Here is a 20284-nt window from a genome sequence, read left to right on the forward strand (position 1 = left end):
TTTTCTCCTTCCTTTAGCCCCCACTAACAGGTGGAATAAATGCTACTGTATCGTTTCCCTCCACTATATCCTCATCCAGTGCAAATTCTTCATTAACCGCAACCATAACACCTTGAAGAGAAAGAGTAGGATAAGTATGTAATAAGTACTCCTTAATTTGAGCTATCGTCTGTTGCTTCCCATCTATTCTTATTGCTTCACTTCCTATCGTCTCTTTTACCCCAGCAAAAAAAAGCAATGTAATCAATGTAAATCCTCCTCACTCGGCTTACCATTTACATACATTTTGGTACCTTTTTGATTTCCAATCCACTCTTCTCCCGTTTCCCAATGCTCTTTTTTCCAAATAGGAACAATTTCCTTTATCCTTTCTATCGCATATTGATTTGCTTCATACGCATCCTTGCGATGAGGGGTTGAAACAGCGATAACTACTGCAACATCACTGATTTCTAGCTTCCCTATTCGATGGGAGATTGCCATTTCAATATCATCCCACTTTCCCTTGACTTCCTCACCGATTTGTTCCAATTTTTTCATCGCCATTGGAATATATGCTTCATATGTTAGAGAAAGTGTTTTTTTCCCTTCTGTCATTTCCCTTACTGTACCAATAAAAGTAGTAACAGCTCCCGCATTTCTTCTTATTACTTTATCAATAACAGTTTGTATATTAATTGGATGATCTACTATTTCAAAGCTCATATAGATTCCTTTCTCCTTACACACTTTTTCTTTTTCGTCTGATTCACCTATCGTAAAGAATATATATAGATTACCATAAATGTTGACAGAATTCTCTTACTATTATTAGCTATTACTCGACTTTTCGTGTGAGTAGTATGCAAAAACGGTCTATAAACCAAACTAAGAAAGAGACGGAAAAGTTGTATCATTATGTAAAATGGTCTACAATTATTCAATCAAACAAAATTACTTTTCACTGAAAAAATAGCCATTACATAGGAGGCAAAACAAATGAAGAAAGTATTAACTTTAGCAGGTTCTGACACAAGTGGTGGTGCAGGTATTCAAGCAGATTTAAAAACATTTCAAGAACTAGGTGTTTATGGAATGACTGCCTTAACAACAATTGTTACAATGGATCCAAAGAATCATTGGCACCATAATGTTTTCCCGCAGGATATCAATACCGTTAACGCTCAATTAGAAACCGTTCTATCCGTTGGAATTGATGCAATGAAAACAGGAATGCTTGGATCTGTCGAAATCATTGAAACAGCAGCTAAGCTAATCGATGAAAATAATATTAAAAATGTGGTCATCGATCCAGTTATGATTTGTAAGGGAGAAGATGAAGTACTTCATCCAGAAACAGCTGATGCCCTTCGTGAATTACTTGTACCAAGAGCAACTGTCGTAACACCTAACCTTTTCGAAGCTTGGCAGCTAGCTAAAACGGATAAACCAATTAAAACAGTAGAAGATTTAAAAGAAGCTGCAGTAAAAATCCATGAACTCGGACCAAAATATGTTCTAATTAAAGGCGGAAGCAAATTAGGCCATGAGAAAGCAATCGATCTTCTGTATGATGGAAATGAATTTACGATTTTAGAAAGCGAACTAATTGATACTACGTATACGCATGGAGCAGGCTGCACAAACTCTGCTGCTATTACGGCTGAACTAGCAAAAGGTGCTTCAGTAGAAGAAGCTGTTCAAACTGCAAAAGACTTTATTACTGCAGCTATCCGCAATGGCTTTAAATTAAATGAGTATGTGGGACCAACCATGCATGGAGCGTATCGCAACGAAAAGGAAAAGCTTAGTACTAAGTAAGCAAGACTAAACATGTTTTAGGCTACCTCCTTTTCAAACGTATCAATTATTAATAAAAACGAGCGTTAGCCTAACCATTTTTGGTCCGATAAATAAACTAGTAAAAAGGAGGGATACTCTTTGGAATTTGTACAAATTGAAAAAGTACAAGAAGTAATCGAGCGTTTAAGCGAAAAAGAAATATATATTCACCTAGAAACGACTAATGGCGCCTATGCAAACCATAATGATGAAACCTTCTTTAACTCCGGTGCTTATATCCGTAATGCAAAGCTATCCTATGAATATGGCAAAATTACAGGAAACGGGCCTTATCGAATAGGCTTAAAAACTGCTATTGGCTGGATTTATGCGGAAGGTATTACCCATTATGAAGTGGATGACAAAAAAAGATTGTTATTAGCAGGCTTAGATTTTACCGGGAAATTAGCAGTTGCATTGGAAATAAGTGAAACCCCATTTGAATAATATATAGATATTTTATTTTTACCATTCTACGAAAGGAGGATTATAAATGGAGACAGAAAGACAAGTATTAGTTATTTTCCCCCATCCAGACGATGAAGCATTTGGTGTATCCGGAACAATTTCTAAATTTATACATGAAGGAGTTCCAGTTACTTATGCGTGTTTAACACTTGGTCAAATGGGAAGAAATTTAGGAAATCCCCCTTTTGCTACAAGAGAATCCTTGCCAGAAATACGTAAAAATGAGTTGCAGGAAGCTGCAAGAGCAATGGGATTAGAGGATTTACGTATGCTCGGATATCGAGATAAAACAATCGAATTCTTAAAGGAGGATGTTCTAGTTGATGAATTCACTTCTTTACTAGATGAACTAGATCCTTCTTTAGTCATTACCTTCTATCCTGGATATTCTGTTCACCCAGATCATGATGCTACAGGAGCAGCAGTTGTGAAAGCAATAGAAAAAAGAGAAGCATCTAAACGGCCAAAACTTTACTGTGTAGCCTTTTCTAAAAATTGTGAGGAAGACCTTGGACAACCGGATATTGAAATCGATGTTCAAAGTTTTGCAGAGCAGAAGGTCGCAACAATTGCTGCCCATCTTTCCCAAACGCAGCAATATGCGGCCACTCTTCAAGAAGGATTAAATAATCAAGAACCTGATGTTTTAACTCGATTATATACAGAAAGATACTGGACGTATAAATTTTAATTTTTTATAAACGATATAAAGCAAGCATGGAATTCTTTCCACGCTTGCTTTTTTATTAGTGTCTTTTCCCTTTAGAATCGATTCTCAAAATGATATTAGTAGTTGGTATTTCCCTTAAATATTCTTTAGAGTTTAGGCTTTTAACCAAGCATTAGCAAGCAATAAAGCTCCTTTGGCTGCTTCTGTATGCGCTAATGCATGGAGCATTACAAAGTCATGAATGATTCCGCCAAAGCGAGCAGCTGTTACCTCTACTCCTGCTTCTCGAAGCTTATTGGCATAGGCTTCCCCTTCATCTCTTAATACATCAGCCTCTGCTGTGATGATTAAAGCCTTTGGTAGCCCACTTAATTGCTCTTTCGTTGCTCGTAAAGGAGATGCTGTAATTTCTGCTCTTTCTTCTTCGTTTGTAGTATATTGATCCCAGAACCATTGCATCCCATCTCTTCTTAAAAAGAATCCTTCTGCAAACTGATGATAGGATTCTGTTTCAAAAGCTGCATCTGTTACAGGATAAAATAATAATTGTTTATTTATAACTGGACCTTTACGTTCTTTTGCCATTAATGTAATTGCAGCCGACATATTCCCTCCGACGCTGTCACCTGCTACAGAAATATTATTTGTATCAAAATAATAGTCCGCTCCTTTTTCAGCAATCCATTCCAATACAGTATATACTTCTTCAATTGCAATTGGATATCTTGCTTCTGGAGAAAGGCTATAATTCGTAAATACAACAGCTGCATTTGATCCAACCGCTAGTTCACGAATTAAACGATCATGTGTATGGGCATTTCCAAACACCCAACCTGCTCCGTGTGTATATAAAATAACTGGTAGCTTCGTTGTAGATGTATGTTTTGGACGAACAATTTTTATAGAAACTTGGTTTGTTGGTCCACCTTCAATAAACAATTCCTTTTCTTCTACAGGTAATTTATCTATCTCTCCAGATTGTACTTCGTCTACCGTTATTCTTCCTTGTTCAGGCTCCAAATCGAATAAGTATGGAGGGTTAGCCGTATCTTCTGTAAACTGTTTAGCCGCTGGTTCTAATATAATTTGATTATTACGTTCTTCATATGCTTGATGATTGTTTTTCATGGTCATTCGCTCCTTTTACATTTCCGAAAATTAAATTGCGCACAACTTAAATGATTAAAAATTTTTACTCCTATTCCCCATATAATTATATTAGAAATAACGAGTAACATTATTGAAATTTTTATTACCAACAATTAAATTGTGAACAACTTAATTTTATAATACATATTATCCTTCTCTAAGTCAACCTTTTTTTAAAACAAAAAAGCTGAGGTAAAAGTCCTTCTTGCGACCTTTTACCTCAGCTCTCTTACTCTACTACAAACTTTCTACTGTTCCTTCTAACACTTCTTTTGCATTTTGCACATGATCACTATCTTCTGATTTGACCATTTTCACAAGGAAATTTCTCATTAGTCGCATTTTAAGACCCTTAACATGAACAGTTCCTTCAAACTCTACTTGAGTACCTTCAGGAATCTCTGAAAAACGATAAGCATAGTCAACAGTTAATCCATTAGAACTGCTTCGACGTGTAAATCCTACATTTTTTTCATATGCAAGATAATCTATTTCTGCATATACCTTATTCCCGCGTACATTTCTTATTTCTTTATATTTCGTGCCAACCCCTATCGGCTCATCTGTCTGCTTCTCTGTTGTTTCTACTTTATTCATGTATTCTGGAGCGTTTGCCATATCTGCAAAGTATGCAAACACTTCTTCTATGGGCTCACATATAATAACACTCGCATTAAAATCAGCCATTTTTCCACCTCAATAGGATCTATCTATTTTCCGTTAATTATCTCTATTATAGCGAATAAATATCAAATTGAATATTTGATTTATTAACGCAGTAAAAGAAAAAATGAGTGATTACTCACTTTACAAAATATTCTCTTTTTCGTATTATATATAGTGAGTAATCACTCACATATTCAGAAAGGTGGTCTTTTCATGAACGAACCATCCGTTGTTTCTGTTAAAAATCTTTCTAAGTCCTTTGGAAAAAAACAAATTTTAAATGCAATCAACTTAGAGGTTTATCCTGGAGAAATCTTAGGTTTACTTGGACCTTCTGGTGCTGGAAAAACAACTCTCGTTAAAGAAATTATCGGTTTAGATTTACCTGATAATGGTTCCATTTATGTATTAGAAGAAAAAATGCCAAATCTAAAGATAATGGAAAAAATCGGTTATATGGCACAAGCAGACGCTTTATATCAAGATTTAACAGCTAGAGAAAATCTCGATTTCTTTGCTAGATTATATGGGTTAAAGGGGACAGATAAGAAAAATAGAATCGAAAGTACTGCCACTTTAGTAGAATTATCAGAGCATCTTTCCAAGCCTGTTTCTCAATATTCAGGGGGAATGAAAAGAAGATTATCTATTTGTATTGCGCTCTTAAACAATCCAAAACTTCTAATCTTAGATGAGCCTACAGTTGGGATTGATCCAATTCTTCGAAAAGCTATCTGGCAAACCTTCAACAAGCTTAAAGAAAACGGGACATCGATTATTGTAACTACCCATGTCATGGATGAAGCTGAAAAATGTGATCGGCTAGGGATGATAAGAAATGGTCAACTGATTGCTATCGATACTCCAAGCAACTTGATGAGTAACTGTAATGCACAGACTATGGAAGAAGCATTCCTATATTATGGAGGTTTAGCAAATGAGAATTAATGCACTGGTATTGCGCATTATGAAACAATTTTATCGTGACAAACGTACGCTTGCTTTGATGATTCTTGCCCCTATTCTTATTTTAACGTTAGTTAATCTAGTTTTTAATGGGGATGACTATGAAACAAAAATAGGTTTAATTAATGTGCCTGAGCCCATAAGTACAGCTTTTGAAAAAGAAGATTTACGAACCTCCATCTATAAATCTGAAACAACAGCAATAGCCTCGTTAAAGAATGGGGACATTGATGCTTATTTCGCTGTAGAAAATGGTAAGACCAAATTAATGGTAGAAGGAAGCGATCCCTCTATTAGCAAAGCAACCATCGCAAAGGTACAGGAAGCCATACAGAATCTGTCACCTAATGAAACAGCAATTAATGTAGACGCATTTTACGGATCTATTGATATGAAACAATTTGATTCATTTGGTCCTATATTACTTGGTTTTTTTGCCTTCTTCTTTGTTTTTCTAGTAGCCGGTGTATCCTTTTTAAGAGAAAGAACAACGGGTACATTAGAACGATTGCTTTCCAGTCCTATTAGAAGATGGGAGCTTGTCCTCTCCTATATTATAGGCTTTGGTTTATTCACAATGCTGCAATCAGGTATCATCGTCTTTTATTCCGTCTATATACTTCATATGTCAAACGTCGGTTCCATTTTGTATGTATTATTGATTACGTTACTATTAGCATTAGTAGCCCTAACATTAGGAATTCTATTATCCTCTTTTGCCAATAATGAATTACAAATGATTCAATTCATTCCCATTGTCGTTGTCCCGCAAGTATTCTTTTCTGGGTTGTTTAATTTAGATACAATATCCTCTGCAATTAGTTGGATTTCTTACTTAACGCCTTTATATTATGCAGCAAATGCTCTGCGAGAGGTAATGATTCGAGGGAACGGGTTTATGGAAATAATAGGATCTCTTAGCATACTGCTCGGCTATTCCATTGTCTTGATGATTATAAATATCTTTGCTTTGAAAAAATATCGTAGTATCTAGGTATTATATTTTTCCTCCGCAATCCTTTATAATTAGAATAGATTGTATGGTTAAAGGAGTTCCCTATGGATAATAGCGAAAATATATTAGAAATTATTTTAAAAGAAGAACAATCCATGACAGATAAACAGAAAAAAATATTGATAGCTGCCATTGATGCATTTTCCGAGAAAGGATATGCCGCCACCTCAACTAGTGAAATCGCAAAAATGGCAGGAGTGGCAGAGGGAACGATTTTCCGACACTACAAAACGAAAAAGGATTTACTGTTAACCCTTCTTTCGCCACTATTAAGCACGTTAATTGCACCACGAGTGATTAAAGATTTTGATAAAGTATTAAACGTTTCTCATCATAATTTTGAAGATTTTCTAAGAGCAATCGTAAAAAATAGAATGGAATTTTTGCAGAAAAATAATACATTATTCAAAATTTTAATACAGGAAATCCCCTTTCATGATGATCTCCGTGAAACGTTCAAAAATCAAATTGCCGTAAAAGTATTCGGACGTTTTCAAGAAATCATGGAAACTTACAAAGCAAAAGGAGAAATTATTTCCATCCCTTCTTTCAGTTCCGTTCGCCTAACCGTTACGTCCATTTTCGGTTATTTTATCGCTCGCTATATCCTTCTTCCCGATATAAAGTGGGATGATGAAGAAGAAATAGAACGGACCATTCAGTTTATTCTTTATGGATTAAAGCCTCGTGCATAAGATAATATTAAAAAAAACAGTGGATGAACTCATTATGCCTAGTTCATCCACTGTTTTTTGACTATCTGCAAAAAGAATCTGTTGTCTCTTATTCCTCTAATGCTTTTCTAATCGCTTGAGCTACGCCACTTTCTTCATTGGTACCTGTCACAAAATGACATTGACGTTGAATATCTTCCACCGCATTTCCCATTGCTACCGCTCTGCCTGCCTTTTGAAGCATGGAAACATCATTATAATTATCTCCAATTGCCATCGTTTCAGAAAGAGAAATAGCGCGGGCGTTCACAAATTTCTCTAGCGCAATCCCTTTTTGGGCATGAACAGAAGTTATTTCTAAGTTCTCCTTACCGGAAGCACTTATTGCTACTCCTTCTAACTTAGATAACTCTTCTCTAACATTCCCTAAAACAATTGGATCAAAATGAAAGGCCAATAATTTATAAATAATTTGGTCATCATCCTCAAATAATACTTCATAGCTATCTAATTGATGAATAACCGCTAATCGTTCCTCTGCTGCTTTTTTAATCTCTTCCATATCCTTTATATGACCACTAACCGTGAAAATATCCATAATAAGGGATCTCGCTACTGTTTTATCTACCGTATACGTTCCTCTATTGGTATATACCTCATAATATACTTGATGTTTATGTAAAATTTCAGCCATCTCTCTCGCCAGATTTTTACTTAATGGGTTCGTATCTACGATGATATGCTCATTTGTTCTTATTTCTGCCCCATTTGCACAAATCATCGGTGTGATAATGCCTGCATCCTTTAAAAGATCTCCTGCTTCTTCATACGCACGACCAGTAGCAATCACCACTTCTACCCCGTTGTTCTGCGCATATTTAATAGCTTCCCGATTTTCTTCTGTAATTTCTTGCGTGGATGTCAATAACGTACCATCCATATCAATCGCTATGCATCTAATCATCTAAACACCCTCAAATCTTTTATTCATCTTGATTATTTTCGAATTTTCTTACTCCTGTATCATCATAACATGAAAGAACAAGCAGCAAAAGGAAGAGAACTTTAAGAGATGCTTGTCTTTTTGTAAATTTTTTTGTGCTTTTGTTTGTCAATGAGCAATTTAGCGGTATTCAGGTGGCTATACTTGCAGGTTGGGCACTTTTATTTGCAGGTTGGGCACTTTTATTTGCAGCTTTTTGTCCTTTACTTGCAACTCTCCGCTCTTTACTTGCGGCTCTCCGCTCCTTACTTGCGACTTTCCACTCCTTACTTGCGACTTTCCACTCCTTACTTGCGACTCTCCACCCTTTACTTGCAACTCTCCGCTCCTTACTTGCGACTTTCCACTCCTTACTTGCGACTCTCCACCCTTTACTTGCAACTCTCCACTCCTTACTTGCAACTCTCCACTCTTTACTTGCGGCTCTCCACTCTTTACTTGCAACTCTCCGTTCCTTACTTGAGACTCTCCGCTGTTCCTCTTCCCCATTTCAACAACCAAATAAACCCATCCTCTATTTTGTCATTTTTGTGAACGAATATGTGAACACTTTTCAAACAATGAGTGAAGTTTACCGCAAGCAATCAAATTTTCATTATGATATATCTATCATTCACCAAAAGGGGACGATCGGAAAAACAAACCTGTTTAAAACCTTTTAAAACAATGTTTATCGACGCTTTTCAACATCTAACTACATAGGATGAGCACCAAGAAAATAACACTTTCAGCTGTTTCTCTCAGCTTCATATTTAGAATTAGCCTAGTTCAAATTCATCTTATGCAATGATTTTTATCGCTTTCGTGAACAGTAAGATTCACAATTCTTATTCAAATACAAAAAAAGGAGGAGAAATTCATGGATATGATTTTTCTATCGCGTTTACAATTTGCTTCGACAACCATTTTCCACTATCTGTTCGTTCCTATCTCTATCGGTTTAGTATTTATTATCGCAATCATGGAATCTTTTTATGTGAAAACAGGAAATGAAGAATACAAGAAAATGGCTAAGTTTTGGGGCAAACTATTTTTAATCAACTTTGTTATTGGTATTGTTACAGGGATTCTTCAAGAGTTTCAGTTTGGGATGAACTGGTCTAATTATTCTCGCTTTGTAGGTGATGTATTCGGTGCACCACTTGCCATTGAAGCATTGCTTGCTTTCTTTATGGAAAGTACTTTCATCGGATTATGGATATTCGGTTGGGACCGTTTATCAAAAAAAGTTCATTTAGCCTGTATTTGGTTAACTGCATTTGGAACGACGATGTCTGCATTCTGGATTTTAGCAGCAAATAGTTTTATGCAACGTCCCGTAGGATTTGAGATTAATAACGGTCGAGCAGAAATGAATGACTTCTTCGCTCTAATCACAAACGGGCAGGTTCTTGTTGAATTTCCACATACCGTATTTGCAGCTTTTGCAACTGGCGCATTTTTAGTTTGTGGAATTAGTGCTATTAAATTATTAGGAAAAAAAGATGTAGATTTCTTTAAAAAATCCTTTCAAATTGGTATTACGGTTGCCTTAACTTCTACTTTCTTAACACTTGTTGCCGGGCATGCTCAAGCACAATTTTTAGTAGAAACACAGCCAATGAAGATGGCGGCAAGTGAAGGACTATGGGATAGAAGTGAAAATCCAGCACCATGGACTGTTTTTGCCAATATCGATGTAGATAATAAACAAAATAGCGCAGAGTTAAAAATCCCTTATCTATTAAGCATTCTTTCTTACAACACATTAGATGGAAGCGTGAAAGGAATGAATGAGCTTCAAGCAGAGTATGTACAAAAATATGGGGAAGGCGATTATATTCCTCCTGTAAAAACTACTTTCTGGAGCTTTAGAATCATGGTTGCCGCAGGGGTAGCAATGATCCTCCTTGGGATATATGGAGTATTTTTAGCATGGAAAAAGAAATTAGTCTCTAAGCCAAATAAATGGTTCTACCGCTTAATGGTTGCAGGTATTTCTCTTCCTTTCATTGCTAATACTTCTGGATGGATTATGACAGAGATTGGGAGACAACCTTGGACTGTTTTCGGATTAATGACAACAGCTGATAGTATTTCTCCAAGTGTTTCAGCAGGGCAAGTCTTATTCTCCATTATTGCATTTTGTACCATCTATGCAGTATTAGGTGCAATCATGGTTTACCTATATGTAAAAGTTGTTAAAAAAGGACCATACATGATGGAAAAAGTAGATATTAAAGTAACGAATGACCCGTTTGCGAAGGAGGATTTCCATGCTTGAGTTAAATGTCCTTTGGTTTATTTTAGTCGCGGTTTTATTTATTGGATTCTTCTTTTTAGAAGGTTTTGATTTTGGGGTCGGTATGTCAACAAAGCTTTTAGCAAAAAGTGATATAGAAAAACGCATCCTCATTAATTCAATCGGACCTTATTGGGACGCTAATGAGGTATGGTTAATTACTGCCGGAGGAGCAATGTTTGCAGCATTTCCTCATTGGTACGCTACGATGTTCAGCGGATTTTACACACCACTCGTAGTTGTTTTATTAGCATTAATCGTTCGGGCAACAGGCTTTGAATTCCGGGCAAAAGATAGCCATCCAACATGGAAAAAAGCATGGGATGTTTGTATTTTCTTAGGCAGCTTCCTTCCTCCACTATTATTTGGAGTTGTATTTGCTTGCTTCATGCAAGGTCTGCCAATTGATCAAAATATGGAATTAAAAGCCGGATTCTTTGATATCGTAAACTACTATACACTAACAGGCGGTCTTACTGTCCTAGTCCTATGCCTTGTACATGGATTAGTATTTACCACATTACGAACTGTCGGTGATTTGCAAGAAAGAGCACGTAACTTAGCACAAAAGCTTTTACCTTTACTAGGTATATTATTAACACTGTTTTCTGCCTTAACTTATATTAAAACAGATATTTTCCAAGAACGCGGCTTAATCCTTTCCTTTATCTTTTCATTAGGGGTTATTGCCTTTATAGTTGGTGGATTCTTTATATCTCGAAAAATGGACGGCTGGGCTTTCGGAATGACTGGCGCGGTTATCACTTTATCCTTTGCCTCTATTTTCATCGGCTTATTCCCTAGAGTAATGGTTAGTTCTATAAGTGATGCCTTCAGCTTAACGATTCATAACGCAGCTTCCGGTCACTACTCCTTAAAAGTAATGACAATTGTAGCTTTAACTCTCCTGCCATTCGTTTTAGGCTATCAAATTTGGAGCTATATTGTTTTCCGGAAACGTATTACTGAAAAGTCCCATTTAGAATACTAATGGATAAAAATCTAGTAAAACTTAATGGAATTAAGCCGATTCTCACCTTCATTGGAATATTAACAATTGTAGAAGGAGCTGCTATTATTCTGCAGGCCAAATGGCTTGCAGAAATAATAGCCTCTTTATATAACGGCAACACCTTTCAAGAGCAGTATGTCAAAATCATATTGTTCTTATTAGCTTTTTTAGGACGGCACTTCTTACACACCATTCAGCAAAATATCGCGACGACATTTGCTGAAAAAACAAGTAAGGAGCTTCGTTTTCACTTGATGCAAAAATTGTTTGAACTTGGTCCTAAATACACCAAAAAACAAGGCAGCGGGAACATTGCCACACTTGTCCTTGAAGGAGTTACCCAATATAAAACCTACTTGGAGCTTTTCTTACCAAGAATGCTTGCTACAGGGGTTATCCCTGGCATGATTATTCTATATGTGTATTGGAATGATTGGCTTTCAGGTGTAATTTTAACCGTTACAATGCCGATTTTAATAGTATTTTTAATACTTGTTGGCATGGCTGCTAGTAGCCAAATGAACCGACAGCTGGCAACATACAAAATATTAGCTAACCACTTCTTAGACTCTTTAAGAGGATTAGAAACACTGAAGTTTTTAGGAAGAAGCAAACAGCATAGTAGAAATATTGAAAAGGTCAGTGAACAATATCGAGACGCAACAATGAAAACATTGCGATTAGCGTTTTTATCCTCCTTTTCATTAGACTTTTTCACCTCTCTTTCTGTTGCAGTTGTAGCTGTAAACTTAGGTTTACGCTTAATAAATGGTGATTTAGTGTTATTGCCAGCCTTAATGATTCTTATTCTGGCGCCAGAATTTTTCCTGCCTGTTCGAATGGTAGGTGCCGACTATCATGCAACATTAGATGGGAAGGAAGCTGGAGATGCGATTCAAAAGATTATTCAAAGCCCAAACTACGATCAAGGTAATGGGCAAGCTATTTCTCTAGGTGACGAGCCATCCCTTTCCTTTCAAAACATCGCATTTCAACATCATCCAGAGGAAGAAGCAACATTAAAAAATCTTTCCTTTACGATTGATGGCTATAAAAAAATTGGCATTGTCGGCGAAAGTGGAGCAGGTAAATCTACTCTTATTGATCTACTAAGTGGATTTTCAGAGCATAATGAAGGAACGATTTCTTTAAACGGTGATCTTGTTTCCGGTCTAATGACAGATGAATGGAGACAGCTGACTACCTATATCCCGCAAGCTCCTTATATTTTTAGCATGACATTAAGAGAAAATATCGCTTTTTACCATCCAGAAGCTACAGATGAAGAAATTATCCAAGCATTAAAAGCAACTGGTTTATATGACATTTTCACTACCTTTCCTAATGGTCTAGATGAGGTGCTAGGTGATGGAGGTAGAAATTTAAGTGGTGGGCAGGAACAAAGAATTGCTTTAGCGAGAGCCTTTTTAACGAATCGAAAAATCATGCTATTGGATGAGCCTACTTCCCATTTAGATATTGAAACAGAATTTGAATTAAAAGAAACGATGCTGCCACTATTTAAGGAGAAGCTAGTATTCCTAGCAACACATCGACTTCATTGGATGAAGGAGATGGACTATATTTTTGTTATGGATCAAGGCTCAATTGTAGAAACAGGAACACACGAAGAATTAATGGCAGCCAGAGGATACTATTATAAGCTATTACAGCAGTAAGGAGGAGCTCAGTTGAATGCAAATAAATGGATTTTCCCATTTCTAAAAGCAAATAAAAGTCGAATCATCTTCATTCTTTTCTTGAGCATCCTTGCTTTACTTACAGCTGCGATGCTTACCTTTACCTCAGGCTATCTTATTTCTAAATCAGCTATCCCCGTTGAAAATATCTTAATGGTTTATGTGCCCATCGTTGGTGTAAGAACCTTTGGTATCAGTCGTGCTGTGTTTAGCTATTTGGAAAAATTAGCTGGTCATCATACAGTCCTGCGGATTTTATCAGCAATGCGCATAAAGCTCTACCAGATTTTAGAACCACAAGCTTTATTTTTAAAAAACAGATTTAAAGTCGGCGATATGTTAGGGATTCTTTCTGATGATATTGAGAAATTACAAAACATTTATTTACGAACCATTTTCCCGACTTTTGCAACGTCTGTTTTATATATTATTGTAGTATGCGCGATTGGCATTTTAGATGTTCCTTTCGCTTTCCTTATGGCACTTTATTTAGGATTGTTATTATTCATTTTCCCTGTCCTCTCATTGGTGCTTATGCGCAAGAAACAAAGAGAATTTAAACAAAGAAGAAATGGACTCTATCAAAAACTAACGGATAGCATTTTAGGAATGAGCGACTGGGTAATCAGTGGGCGTTCCAAAGGCTTTATAGAGGAGTACGAAAAAGAAGAAAAAATTGTTGCACAGATTAATCATCAGCTTATTCAATTTACTCGTTGGCGTAACTTTGCTTCACAGGCGGTCGCTGCACTTATTATTCTTTCCCTCGTTTCGTGGTCTAGCCAACAGTATATGGAAGGGAATATCCCTGTTACATTGATTGCTGCAATCATTCTCGTTGCTTTACCTATACTCGATGCATTTTTAGTCGTTTCTGATGCATTTGAAAAGCTGCCTTCCTATCAAGATTCATTAGCAAGACTTAGAAAACTAGAAGTACCTATGCACAAAAAGGCAAATGCTCGACCAATGATTGATACTAATAAGGTGGATATTCAGGTTAATCAAATCTCTTACCGTTATGATCAAGAGCAAGCATTATCCTTAACCAATGTATGTTTGGATATTCCACAAGGGAAAAAAATTGCTTTAATCGGAAGAAGCGGTGCTGGTAAATCAACCTTATTGAAATTAATCCAAGGTGTTATCCAGCCAACCTCAGGAAGTATCACCTATAATGGCGAATCAACAGCTTCCTTTCAAGAAGACACTTCTTCGCTTATTTCTGTACTTAATCAAACACCTCACCTATTTGCTACGACGCTACGAAATAATATTTTACTAGGTGTGGAAGAAGCAACAGAAGAAGAACTTGCAAAAGCCATTAAATTGGCTCAATTAGAGGATTTGGTTTCAGCTTTACCTAACGGCTTGGATACTTTTATGGAGGAATCAGGACAACGCTTTTCAGGTGGAGAAAGACAAAGAGTAGCCCTAGCAAGAATTTTACTTCAAAAAACTCCAATTGTGCTTATGGATGAACCAAATGCGAGTCTTGATCCAAAGACAGAAAAAGACTTATTAAGAACGATTTTTTCCTCACTGAATGGAAAAACATTGATTTGGATTACCCACCATCTAGTAGGAGTAGAAGAAATGGATGAAATCATTTTTATGGATCAGGGAGAGATTGTTCTAAGAGGTAGTCATCAAGAACTTTTAGATACAAGTAGTCGCTATCAGCAATTATATGCTTTAGACCATCCCGAATATCATGGATAATACTAGTTGGCGATCTTCTTTAAGAGGATCGTCTTTGTTTTTTTTAGGTAATTCTGAAAAAGCCTCCGAAAATACGATTCGTACCCATTTATCTTTTCAACACCCCCAAAATACAAGAAAGAAAAACGATACCAAAACCACTTTTCTGTATATTCAAATTTATTTGTTTTTTATATAATAGATATAAAATCTATTCTGACAAAAGAGGAACCATAAATGAAAAGAAAATCTATCGGGATATTGCTTGTCCTCACAGCCGCTATTTCATGGGGAGTCTCCGGATCTGTAGCCCAATTTTTATTTACTCAAAAACAATTTACCACTGGTTGGCTTGTATGTGTTCGTCTCCTTACAAGTGGCGCTATATTACTTCTTTATCTAGGTTTAACTAAAAATCCAGACATATGGAATATTTGGAAAAGAAGAGCTAGCGTTATTAACATACTCATTTTTGGACTGCTAGGGATGGCAGGCGTTCAGTTTACTTATTTCGCTGCAATTGAAACTAGTAATGCAGCAACAGCAACATTACTTCAGTACTTAGCACCTGTCCTGATTATTCTTTATACCGCATTTAACAGGAAAGCTATCCCCCCTTTCCAACATATATTTGGAATCTTTACAGCTTTATTAGGAACCTATTTTCTTGTATCTGCTGGGAATTTTTCTACTATTTCCATTAGACCGGAAGCTTTAGCATGGGGATTAAGCTCTGCTTTCTTTCTTGCCCTTTATACTTTACAGCCTGCTCAGCTGTTGAAGGACTTTGGCTCTACTGTAGTGGTTGCATGGGGAATGGTTCTTGGGGGGCTTGGAATGTCCTTTATCTATCCACCTTGGAAGACAGATGATGGGATATTTTCCTTCTCTTCTATCCTAGCAATCGTATTCGTCATTTTATTTGGGACCTTAATTGCTTTCTTTTGTTATTTAGAAAGCTTAAATCATTTGGAGGCTGCTGAGACTAGTTTATTGTCATGCGCAGAACCATTATCTGCAGCATTCCTTGCCATCATATGGCTAAAGGTTCCATTTAGTATATTCGAATGGATTGGCGCTTTTTTTATTTTAACCACGATTCTCTTGCTATCTCTTAAACGAAAAAACATGGAAAGAAAATTAGCAGAAAAAACGATTTAGTAAGTAAGGGCTCAGCATAAAGATTTTGTAAAATGCATGAGCCTAATTTTTTCTTCAATGAATAACCTCTTCAACTTTTGCATCTGTAACTTGGATTAACCGTTCAACTGTTATTTCGATTTGGGTACCAATTTTCCCACCACTAACAATAATGGCTGATAGCTTGTCCACACTTTTATCTAAAATAGTTTCATATTTTTTCTTCATGCCGATTGGTGAACATCCACCTCGAATATAACCAGTCGTTTTTTGAATATCCTTCACAGCAATCATTTCAATTTTTTTAGCCTTAACTACTTTTGCTGCCTTTTTTAAATCAAGCTCTGCTGCAACAGGAATAACAAATACATAGACACCCGCTCCCCCATCTTTCACCACAAGTGTTTTGTACACCATTTCTATTTCTTTTCCTATCTTTCCTGCAACGGAAATGCCATCGATTTTGCCATCTTTATTATCATATGTATGGACAATGTATGGAATCTTTTCGGCGTCCAAAATTCGCATTGCATTTGTTTTGGTAGTAGCCATGTATAATCCTCCTTTCCCAATACGTGTAAATGCTTCCCTTATTAAATTTTATCATAGCAAATGGAAAACGAATTTGAAATAATCTTGAACCAAAGCTTCCCACTCTTCATATAGTATGGAAAAGTGTAATTTGACTTGTTGGGAGGATAAAAATGGAACCGACCTATCAAGACGCCCTCGCCTATTTTGGGGTAAGTGGTGCACATCCAGGTGGATTAACGCTAACAAAATTTTTATTAGAGCAGGAAAAAATAACGAAAGAAACAACACTCCTTGATGGTGGCTGTGGTACTGGCCAAACATCTGCCTTTATAAAAAAGAACTATCCTTGTTCTGTAACAAGTATTGATTATCATCCGACTATGGTCAAAAGAGCAAAAAATCGATTTGAAAAAGAGAACCTTTCCATCCAATTAGTGCAAGGAAGTCTAGAAAAAATACCCTTTCCTTCCAACAGCTTCGACATTATTTTAGTAGAATCCGTGCTTATTTTTACTAATTGCAAAAACTCTCTTGCTGAAATCAAAAGAGTGCTAAAACCAGGCGGTGTACTGCTTTTGCTAGAAATGACAGCCGAAAGAGCTCTTCATGCAATGGAACAACAGAATATGTGTGAAGTATATGGAATTGAGAAAGTTTACACAGAAAAGGAATGGATTCATTTAATGAAGGAGGCAGGTTTTCCCAAAATAGAAGTAAAGCTTGGACACTCTGTTTTTTCCCATATGATGACAGGAATGGAACCAGAGGACGAAGCAATTGATATGACCGTTCCTGTAAATATGCAATTAGAAGGTAAGTTAATGGATCATTCCTATATTCTTTATACGTATGGGAATATAATCGGCTATCGTGTATATCGTGCTAGCATTTAAGAAGGTAGAGGGTCTCTCACAGAGAACCTCTTTTATTATTTCTCACGCTCTTTTAACAGAGCTTTATGAATCCATATGGCTGCTTGTGAGCCTTCTCCCATTGCGATAGTAACCTGTTCAGAATGGGCAACCACGTCCCCTGCTGCCCAAACACCATCTACATTCGTCATTTTCGTGCGAGGATGTACGATAATATGATTGTTTTCCATTATTTCGACTCCTAAAGGTACTGCAAGGTCCGATTTTACTTTATTACCGCCAAATGCAATAAAACTAGATGTAGCTTCCATTTTCTTACCGTCCTCTAATTCATATCCTTTGATTTGGGAGCCTTCCGCTATAACTTTTTTTATTTTTGCTGTAACAATAGGAATGTTATTAGCATCCAACTCCTTTTCTAGTTTTGCCTCTAAAGCTTCTCCTCCCTGATTAATATAAAGAATTTCCTTTGTCCAATATAATAAAGTTAGTGCCATATTTGCCCCTACATTACCGTTTCCAATGATGATTACTTTCTTATCCTTCACTTCATAGCCATCACAATCTGGGCATAAATAGACACTAACTCCCAGACAAGGATATAATTCAGGAAAGGAAGGAATATTATCCATTACACCTGTTGCAATCAATATTTTTCGAGAGCGAATAATATCTGTTTCTGTTTGAACAAAAAAATAATCCTCCTCTTTTTTTAAAGTAGTTACAGTGCTTTTTAGAAACTCGACTCCTAAGGCTTCTGCATGCTTTCTTCCTAAGCTACGCAATTCATCACCACTTACTCCATCTGGATAACCTAATATATTATGATAGCTTTTACATAAAGTAGAGCGTCCGTCTTCTGCATCGATAATAAGCACTTCATGCTTGTATCTGCCTAATTGAATTGCTGCCTGTAATCCAGCAATTCCACCGCCAATAATAATGCAATCAAGTATTCTGGTCATCTTCATTTCCCTTCTTTCCTTTCTAGTCATTCCTTTAGTTTTTACGAGGAATAAATTCTTATTCTTCCTTAACGGATGGAAAAGGTAGAATAAGAATTTATTTTCCCTATTGAACGAACAGCTAATAAAAATGAAAAAATGGCTATATAAACGGGGGTACCCGATTATATAGCCATTTGGCTTTATGAATTCATTACTTCTTCTTTAAAGAACTGTGGTAAGTGTTCTTTATGTGCCTCTAGCATTTCATCCAAAATTTGTTTTGCTACTTTATCAGATGGGAGTAATGGGTTAATCGTCATTGCTAGTAAGGCTGTATGATAATTACCGGTCACTGCTGCTTCTGCTGACACTCTTTCAAAGGACTTAATTTGTTGAACTAGTCCACGAACAGCGACAGGAAGATCGCCTATTGCAATTGGTTTCGGTCCATCTTTCGTAATGATACTGCTAATTTCTACCGCAGATTCATCTGGAATACTAGCAATTGCCCCATTATTTATCGTATTTACCGGCTGGATATCTCTTCTATCGTTATACATTGAATCAATTAGACTACAAGCAGCATCACTATAGTATGCTCCGCCTCTTTTTTCTAATTGTGGGGGCTTTATCGCTAAATTCTCATCCTTATAAAGCTCAAATAGCTCTTTTTCTAATTGCTGAACTACTTCAGCACGTGTACCTTGTTCAGCTGCTTCTTCTAATTCATTTTGAAGCATTTCTGCTTGTTTATAATAATAACGATGGTAACCACAAGGGATTACGCCTAATGCTTTAATAAAATCTGGGTCCCAATCGATTGCAGCAATATTTTTCATTGTATCACTCTTATGCTTTGTCATTTCCTCTAAGAATTCTTGTGTAATATTCTTTCCGTCTAAGTATACATTTAAGCCAAATACCATGTGATTCAACCCAGCAAAATCTACATGTACACGACTAGATTCTACCTCTAATAGCTTTGCAACCCCCATTTGAATAGAAATCGGTACATTACATAGCCCGACGATTCTCTTCCATTTACTATGACGAAGAACCGCTTCTGTCACCATTCCTGCTGGGTTCGTAAAGTTAATGAGCCAAGCATTTGGACAAAGCTCTTCCATATCCTTTACAATATCCAAAATGACTGGAATGGTTCGTAAACCTTTAAACAATCCGCCTGGACCATTGGTTTCTTGCCCGATTACATTATATTTTAGTGGAATTCTTTCATCCTTTGCACGAGCAGCTAACAAGCCAACACGAAATTGAGTTGTAACAAAATCAGCATCCTTGAGTGCTTCTCTCCGATCTAATGTTAGATGAATTTCAATCGGCACTCCCGCCTTTTTCACCATTCTTTTTGCCAAATTCCCAACAATATTAAGCTTTTCTTTCCCCTCTGGAATATCTACTAACCAAAGCTCACGAACAGGTAATGAATCATATCTTTTAATAAAACCTTCCACTAATTCAGGTGTGTAGCTCGATCCACCGCCAATGGTAACAATTTTAATTCCTTTTTCCATAACCGATCGCCTTCTTCCTTTTATTTTTGCAACCCCTTACAAAATTAATTATAAAAAAGGCCCGCAATTGTTTCTTCGTATACAACGTTACCTTCTAATCCAATTCAAGTAAATAGAATCAAGGGGTTTAGGA

Annotated in this window: 21 protein-coding genes; 12 read left to right on the forward strand and 9 right to left on the reverse strand. The window is 36.5% G+C overall.

All coding sequences use genetic code 11. The features are described from left to right. Positions 1–13: 13 nt before the first annotated feature. On the reverse strand, positions 14–247 hold the full coding sequence (gene moaD / locus NYE52_RS20950) for a molybdopterin converting factor subunit 1 (RefSeq protein ID WP_341194847.1): 234 nt from the start codon (positions 245–247) through the stop codon (positions 14–16). Next, positions 244–705 (reverse strand): molybdenum cofactor biosynthesis protein MoaE, encoded by a 462-nt coding sequence (locus NYE52_RS20955; RefSeq protein ID WP_341194848.1) that lies wholly within the window; start codon positions 703–705, stop codon positions 244–246. The genes moaD and NYE52_RS20955 overlap by 4 nt, the downstream gene beginning before the upstream one ends. Before the next feature lie 273 nt (positions 706–978). Here NYE52_RS20955 and pdxK point away from each other — a divergent pair, with 273 nt between their 5' ends. From pdxK to bshB2, 3 genes are all read left to right on the forward strand, one after another. Beyond that, positions 979–1800: a pyridoxine/pyridoxal/pyridoxamine kinase gene (gene pdxK / locus NYE52_RS20960; protein ID WP_341194849.1), complete on the forward strand. Its 822-nt coding sequence runs from the start codon at positions 979–981 to the stop codon at positions 1798–1800. 120 nt (positions 1801–1920) lie between these two features. Beyond that, entirely contained in the window at positions 1921–2268 is a 348-nt protein-coding gene (locus NYE52_RS20965; protein WP_341194850.1) for a YojF family protein, read from the forward strand. A 46-nt stretch (positions 2269–2314) separates the two neighbouring features. Continuing rightward, positions 2315–2980 (forward strand): bacillithiol biosynthesis deacetylase BshB2, encoded by a 666-nt coding sequence (bshB2, locus tag NYE52_RS20970; protein ID WP_341194851.1) that lies wholly within the window; start codon positions 2315–2317, stop codon positions 2978–2980. 132 nt (positions 2981–3112) lie between these two features. On the opposite strand, the gene NYE52_RS20975 is transcribed toward bshB2, so the two are convergent. Next, positions 3113–4087: an alpha/beta hydrolase gene (locus NYE52_RS20975; RefSeq protein WP_341194852.1), complete on the reverse strand. Its 975-nt coding sequence runs from the start codon at positions 4085–4087 to the stop codon at positions 3113–3115. Positions 4088–4345: 258 nt separating this feature from the next. After that, positions 4346–4795: an SRPBCC family protein gene (locus NYE52_RS20980; protein WP_341194853.1), complete on the reverse strand. Its 450-nt coding sequence runs from the start codon at positions 4793–4795 to the stop codon at positions 4346–4348. A gap of 192 nt (positions 4796–4987) precedes the next feature. On the opposite strand from NYE52_RS20980, the gene NYE52_RS20985 reads away from it, so the two are divergent. From NYE52_RS20985 to NYE52_RS20995, 3 genes are all read left to right on the forward strand, one after another. Next, complete coding sequence (locus NYE52_RS20985) at positions 4988–5722, forward strand: ABC transporter ATP-binding protein (RefSeq protein WP_341194854.1); 735 nt, start codon at positions 4988–4990, stop codon at positions 5720–5722. Then, positions 5712–6734, forward strand: coding sequence for an ABC transporter permease (locus tag NYE52_RS20990; RefSeq protein ID WP_341194855.1), 1023 nt, complete (start codon positions 5712–5714; stop codon positions 6732–6734). Before NYE52_RS20985 ends, NYE52_RS20990 begins: the two co-directional genes overlap by 11 nt. A 65-nt stretch (positions 6735–6799) precedes the next feature. Continuing rightward, positions 6800–7450, forward strand: coding sequence for a TetR/AcrR family transcriptional regulator (locus NYE52_RS20995; RefSeq protein WP_341194856.1), 651 nt, complete (start codon positions 6800–6802; stop codon positions 7448–7450). An 88-nt stretch (positions 7451–7538) separates the two neighbouring features. Here the strand turns inward: NYE52_RS20995 and NYE52_RS21000 are convergent, their stop codons facing one another. Beyond that, entirely contained in the window at positions 7539–8393 is an 855-nt protein-coding gene (locus tag NYE52_RS21000; RefSeq protein ID WP_341194857.1) for a Cof-type HAD-IIB family hydrolase, read from the reverse strand. A 177-nt stretch (positions 8394–8570) separates the two neighbouring features. Beyond that, entirely contained in the window at positions 8571–8933 is a 363-nt protein-coding gene (locus NYE52_RS21005) for a hypothetical protein (RefSeq protein WP_341194858.1), read from the reverse strand. A gap of 358 nt (positions 8934–9291) precedes the next feature. On the opposite strand from NYE52_RS21005, the gene NYE52_RS21010 reads away from it, so the two are divergent. The 5 genes from NYE52_RS21010 (at position 9292) to NYE52_RS21030 (ending at position 16287) form a co-directional block, all read left to right on the forward strand. Then, entirely contained in the window at positions 9292–10695 is a 1404-nt protein-coding gene (locus NYE52_RS21010) for a cytochrome ubiquinol oxidase subunit I (RefSeq protein ID WP_341194859.1), read from the forward strand. Then, positions 10688–11704: a cytochrome d ubiquinol oxidase subunit II gene (cydB, locus tag NYE52_RS21015; protein WP_341194860.1), complete on the forward strand. Its 1017-nt coding sequence runs from the start codon at positions 10688–10690 to the stop codon at positions 11702–11704. The genes NYE52_RS21010 and cydB overlap by 8 nt, the downstream gene beginning before the upstream one ends. Continuing rightward, on the forward strand, positions 11704–13404 hold the full coding sequence (cydD, locus tag NYE52_RS21020; RefSeq protein WP_341194861.1) for a thiol reductant ABC exporter subunit CydD: 1701 nt from the start codon (positions 11704–11706) through the stop codon (positions 13402–13404). Before cydB ends, cydD begins: the two co-directional genes overlap by 1 nt. A 12-nt stretch (positions 13405–13416) precedes the next feature. Next, a complete protein-coding gene (cydC, locus tag NYE52_RS21025; RefSeq protein ID WP_341194862.1) occupies positions 13417–15147 on the forward strand; it encodes a thiol reductant ABC exporter subunit CydC in 1731 nt (576 codons plus the stop codon). 216 nt (positions 15148–15363) lie between these two features. Continuing rightward, entirely contained in the window at positions 15364–16287 is a 924-nt protein-coding gene (locus NYE52_RS21030) for an EamA family transporter (RefSeq protein ID WP_341194863.1), read from the forward strand. Between the two features lie 54 nt (positions 16288–16341). Here NYE52_RS21030 and ybaK read toward each other — a convergent pair whose 3' ends face one another. After that, complete coding sequence (gene ybaK, locus NYE52_RS21035) at positions 16342–16818, reverse strand: Cys-tRNA(Pro) deacylase (protein WP_341194864.1); 477 nt, start codon at positions 16816–16818, stop codon at positions 16342–16344. A 152-nt stretch (positions 16819–16970) separates the two neighbouring features. On the opposite strand from ybaK, the gene NYE52_RS21040 reads away from it, so the two are divergent. Then, on the forward strand, positions 16971–17693 hold the full coding sequence (locus NYE52_RS21040; RefSeq protein ID WP_341194865.1) for a class I SAM-dependent methyltransferase: 723 nt from the start codon (positions 16971–16973) through the stop codon (positions 17691–17693). A gap of 35 nt (positions 17694–17728) precedes the next feature. Here the strand turns inward: NYE52_RS21040 and NYE52_RS21045 are convergent, their stop codons facing one another. Both NYE52_RS21045 and NYE52_RS21050 read right to left on the reverse strand, forming a co-directional pair. After that, complete coding sequence (locus NYE52_RS21045) at positions 17729–18637, reverse strand: NAD(P)/FAD-dependent oxidoreductase (RefSeq protein ID WP_341194866.1); 909 nt, start codon at positions 18635–18637, stop codon at positions 17729–17731. Between the two features lie 182 nt (positions 18638–18819). Next, positions 18820–20151 carry a 6-phospho-beta-glucosidase gene (locus NYE52_RS21050; protein WP_341194867.1) on the reverse strand — a complete coding sequence of 444 codons (1332 nt, stop codon included), beginning with the start codon at positions 20149–20151 and terminating at the stop codon, positions 18820–18822. Between the last annotated feature and the right edge of the window lie 133 nt (positions 20152–20284).

Source organism: Niallia sp. FSL W8-0635, from assembly GCF_038007965.1.
Lineage (GTDB): Bacteria > Bacillota > Bacilli > Bacillales > Cytobacillaceae > Niallia.

Excerpts from the sequence above, each read along its gene's own strand:
- NYE52_RS20995 (WP_341194856.1), top strand. The coding sequence starts at position 6,800 with ATGGATAATAGCGAAAATATATTAGAAATTATTTTAAAAGAAGAACAA.
- NYE52_RS20975 (WP_341194852.1), bottom strand. The coding sequence starts at position 4,087 with ATGAAAAACAATCATCAAGCATATGAAGAACGTAATAATCAAATTATA.
- NYE52_RS21010 (WP_341194859.1), top strand. The coding sequence starts at position 9,292 with ATGGATATGATTTTTCTATCGCGTTTACAATTTGCTTCGACAACCATT.
- NYE52_RS20955 (WP_341194848.1), bottom strand. The coding sequence starts at position 705 with ATGAGCTTTGAAATAGTAGATCATCCAATTAATATACAAACTGTTATT.
- NYE52_RS20990 (WP_341194855.1), top strand. The coding sequence starts at position 5,712 with ATGAGAATTAATGCACTGGTATTGCGCATTATGAAACAATTTTATCGT.
- bshB2 (WP_341194851.1), top strand. The coding sequence starts at position 2,315 with ATGGAGACAGAAAGACAAGTATTAGTTATTTTCCCCCATCCAGACGAT.
- ybaK (WP_341194864.1), bottom strand. The coding sequence starts at position 16,818 with ATGGCTACTACCAAAACAAATGCAATGCGAATTTTGGACGCCGAAAAG.
- cydB (WP_341194860.1), top strand. The coding sequence starts at position 10,688 with ATGCTTGAGTTAAATGTCCTTTGGTTTATTTTAGTCGCGGTTTTATTT.
- cydD (WP_341194861.1), top strand. The coding sequence starts at position 11,704 with ATGGATAAAAATCTAGTAAAACTTAATGGAATTAAGCCGATTCTCACC.
- NYE52_RS20985 (WP_341194854.1), top strand. The coding sequence starts at position 4,988 with ATGAACGAACCATCCGTTGTTTCTGTTAAAAATCTTTCTAAGTCCTTT.
- NYE52_RS21050 (WP_341194867.1), bottom strand. The coding sequence starts at position 20,151 with ATGGAAAAAGGAATTAAAATTGTTACCATTGGCGGTGGATCGAGCTAC.
- NYE52_RS21045 (WP_341194866.1), bottom strand. The coding sequence starts at position 18,637 with ATGACCAGAATACTTGATTGCATTATTATTGGCGGTGGAATTGCTGGA.
- NYE52_RS21030 (WP_341194863.1), top strand. The coding sequence starts at position 15,364 with ATGAAAAGAAAATCTATCGGGATATTGCTTGTCCTCACAGCCGCTATT.
- NYE52_RS21000 (WP_341194857.1), bottom strand. The coding sequence starts at position 8,393 with ATGATTAGATGCATAGCGATTGATATGGATGGTACGTTATTGACATCC.
- pdxK (WP_341194849.1), top strand. The coding sequence starts at position 979 with ATGAAGAAAGTATTAACTTTAGCAGGTTCTGACACAAGTGGTGGTGCA.
- NYE52_RS20980 (WP_341194853.1), bottom strand. The coding sequence starts at position 4,795 with ATGGCTGATTTTAATGCGAGTGTTATTATATGTGAGCCCATAGAAGAA.
- NYE52_RS21040 (WP_341194865.1), top strand. The coding sequence starts at position 16,971 with ATGGAACCGACCTATCAAGACGCCCTCGCCTATTTTGGGGTAAGTGGT.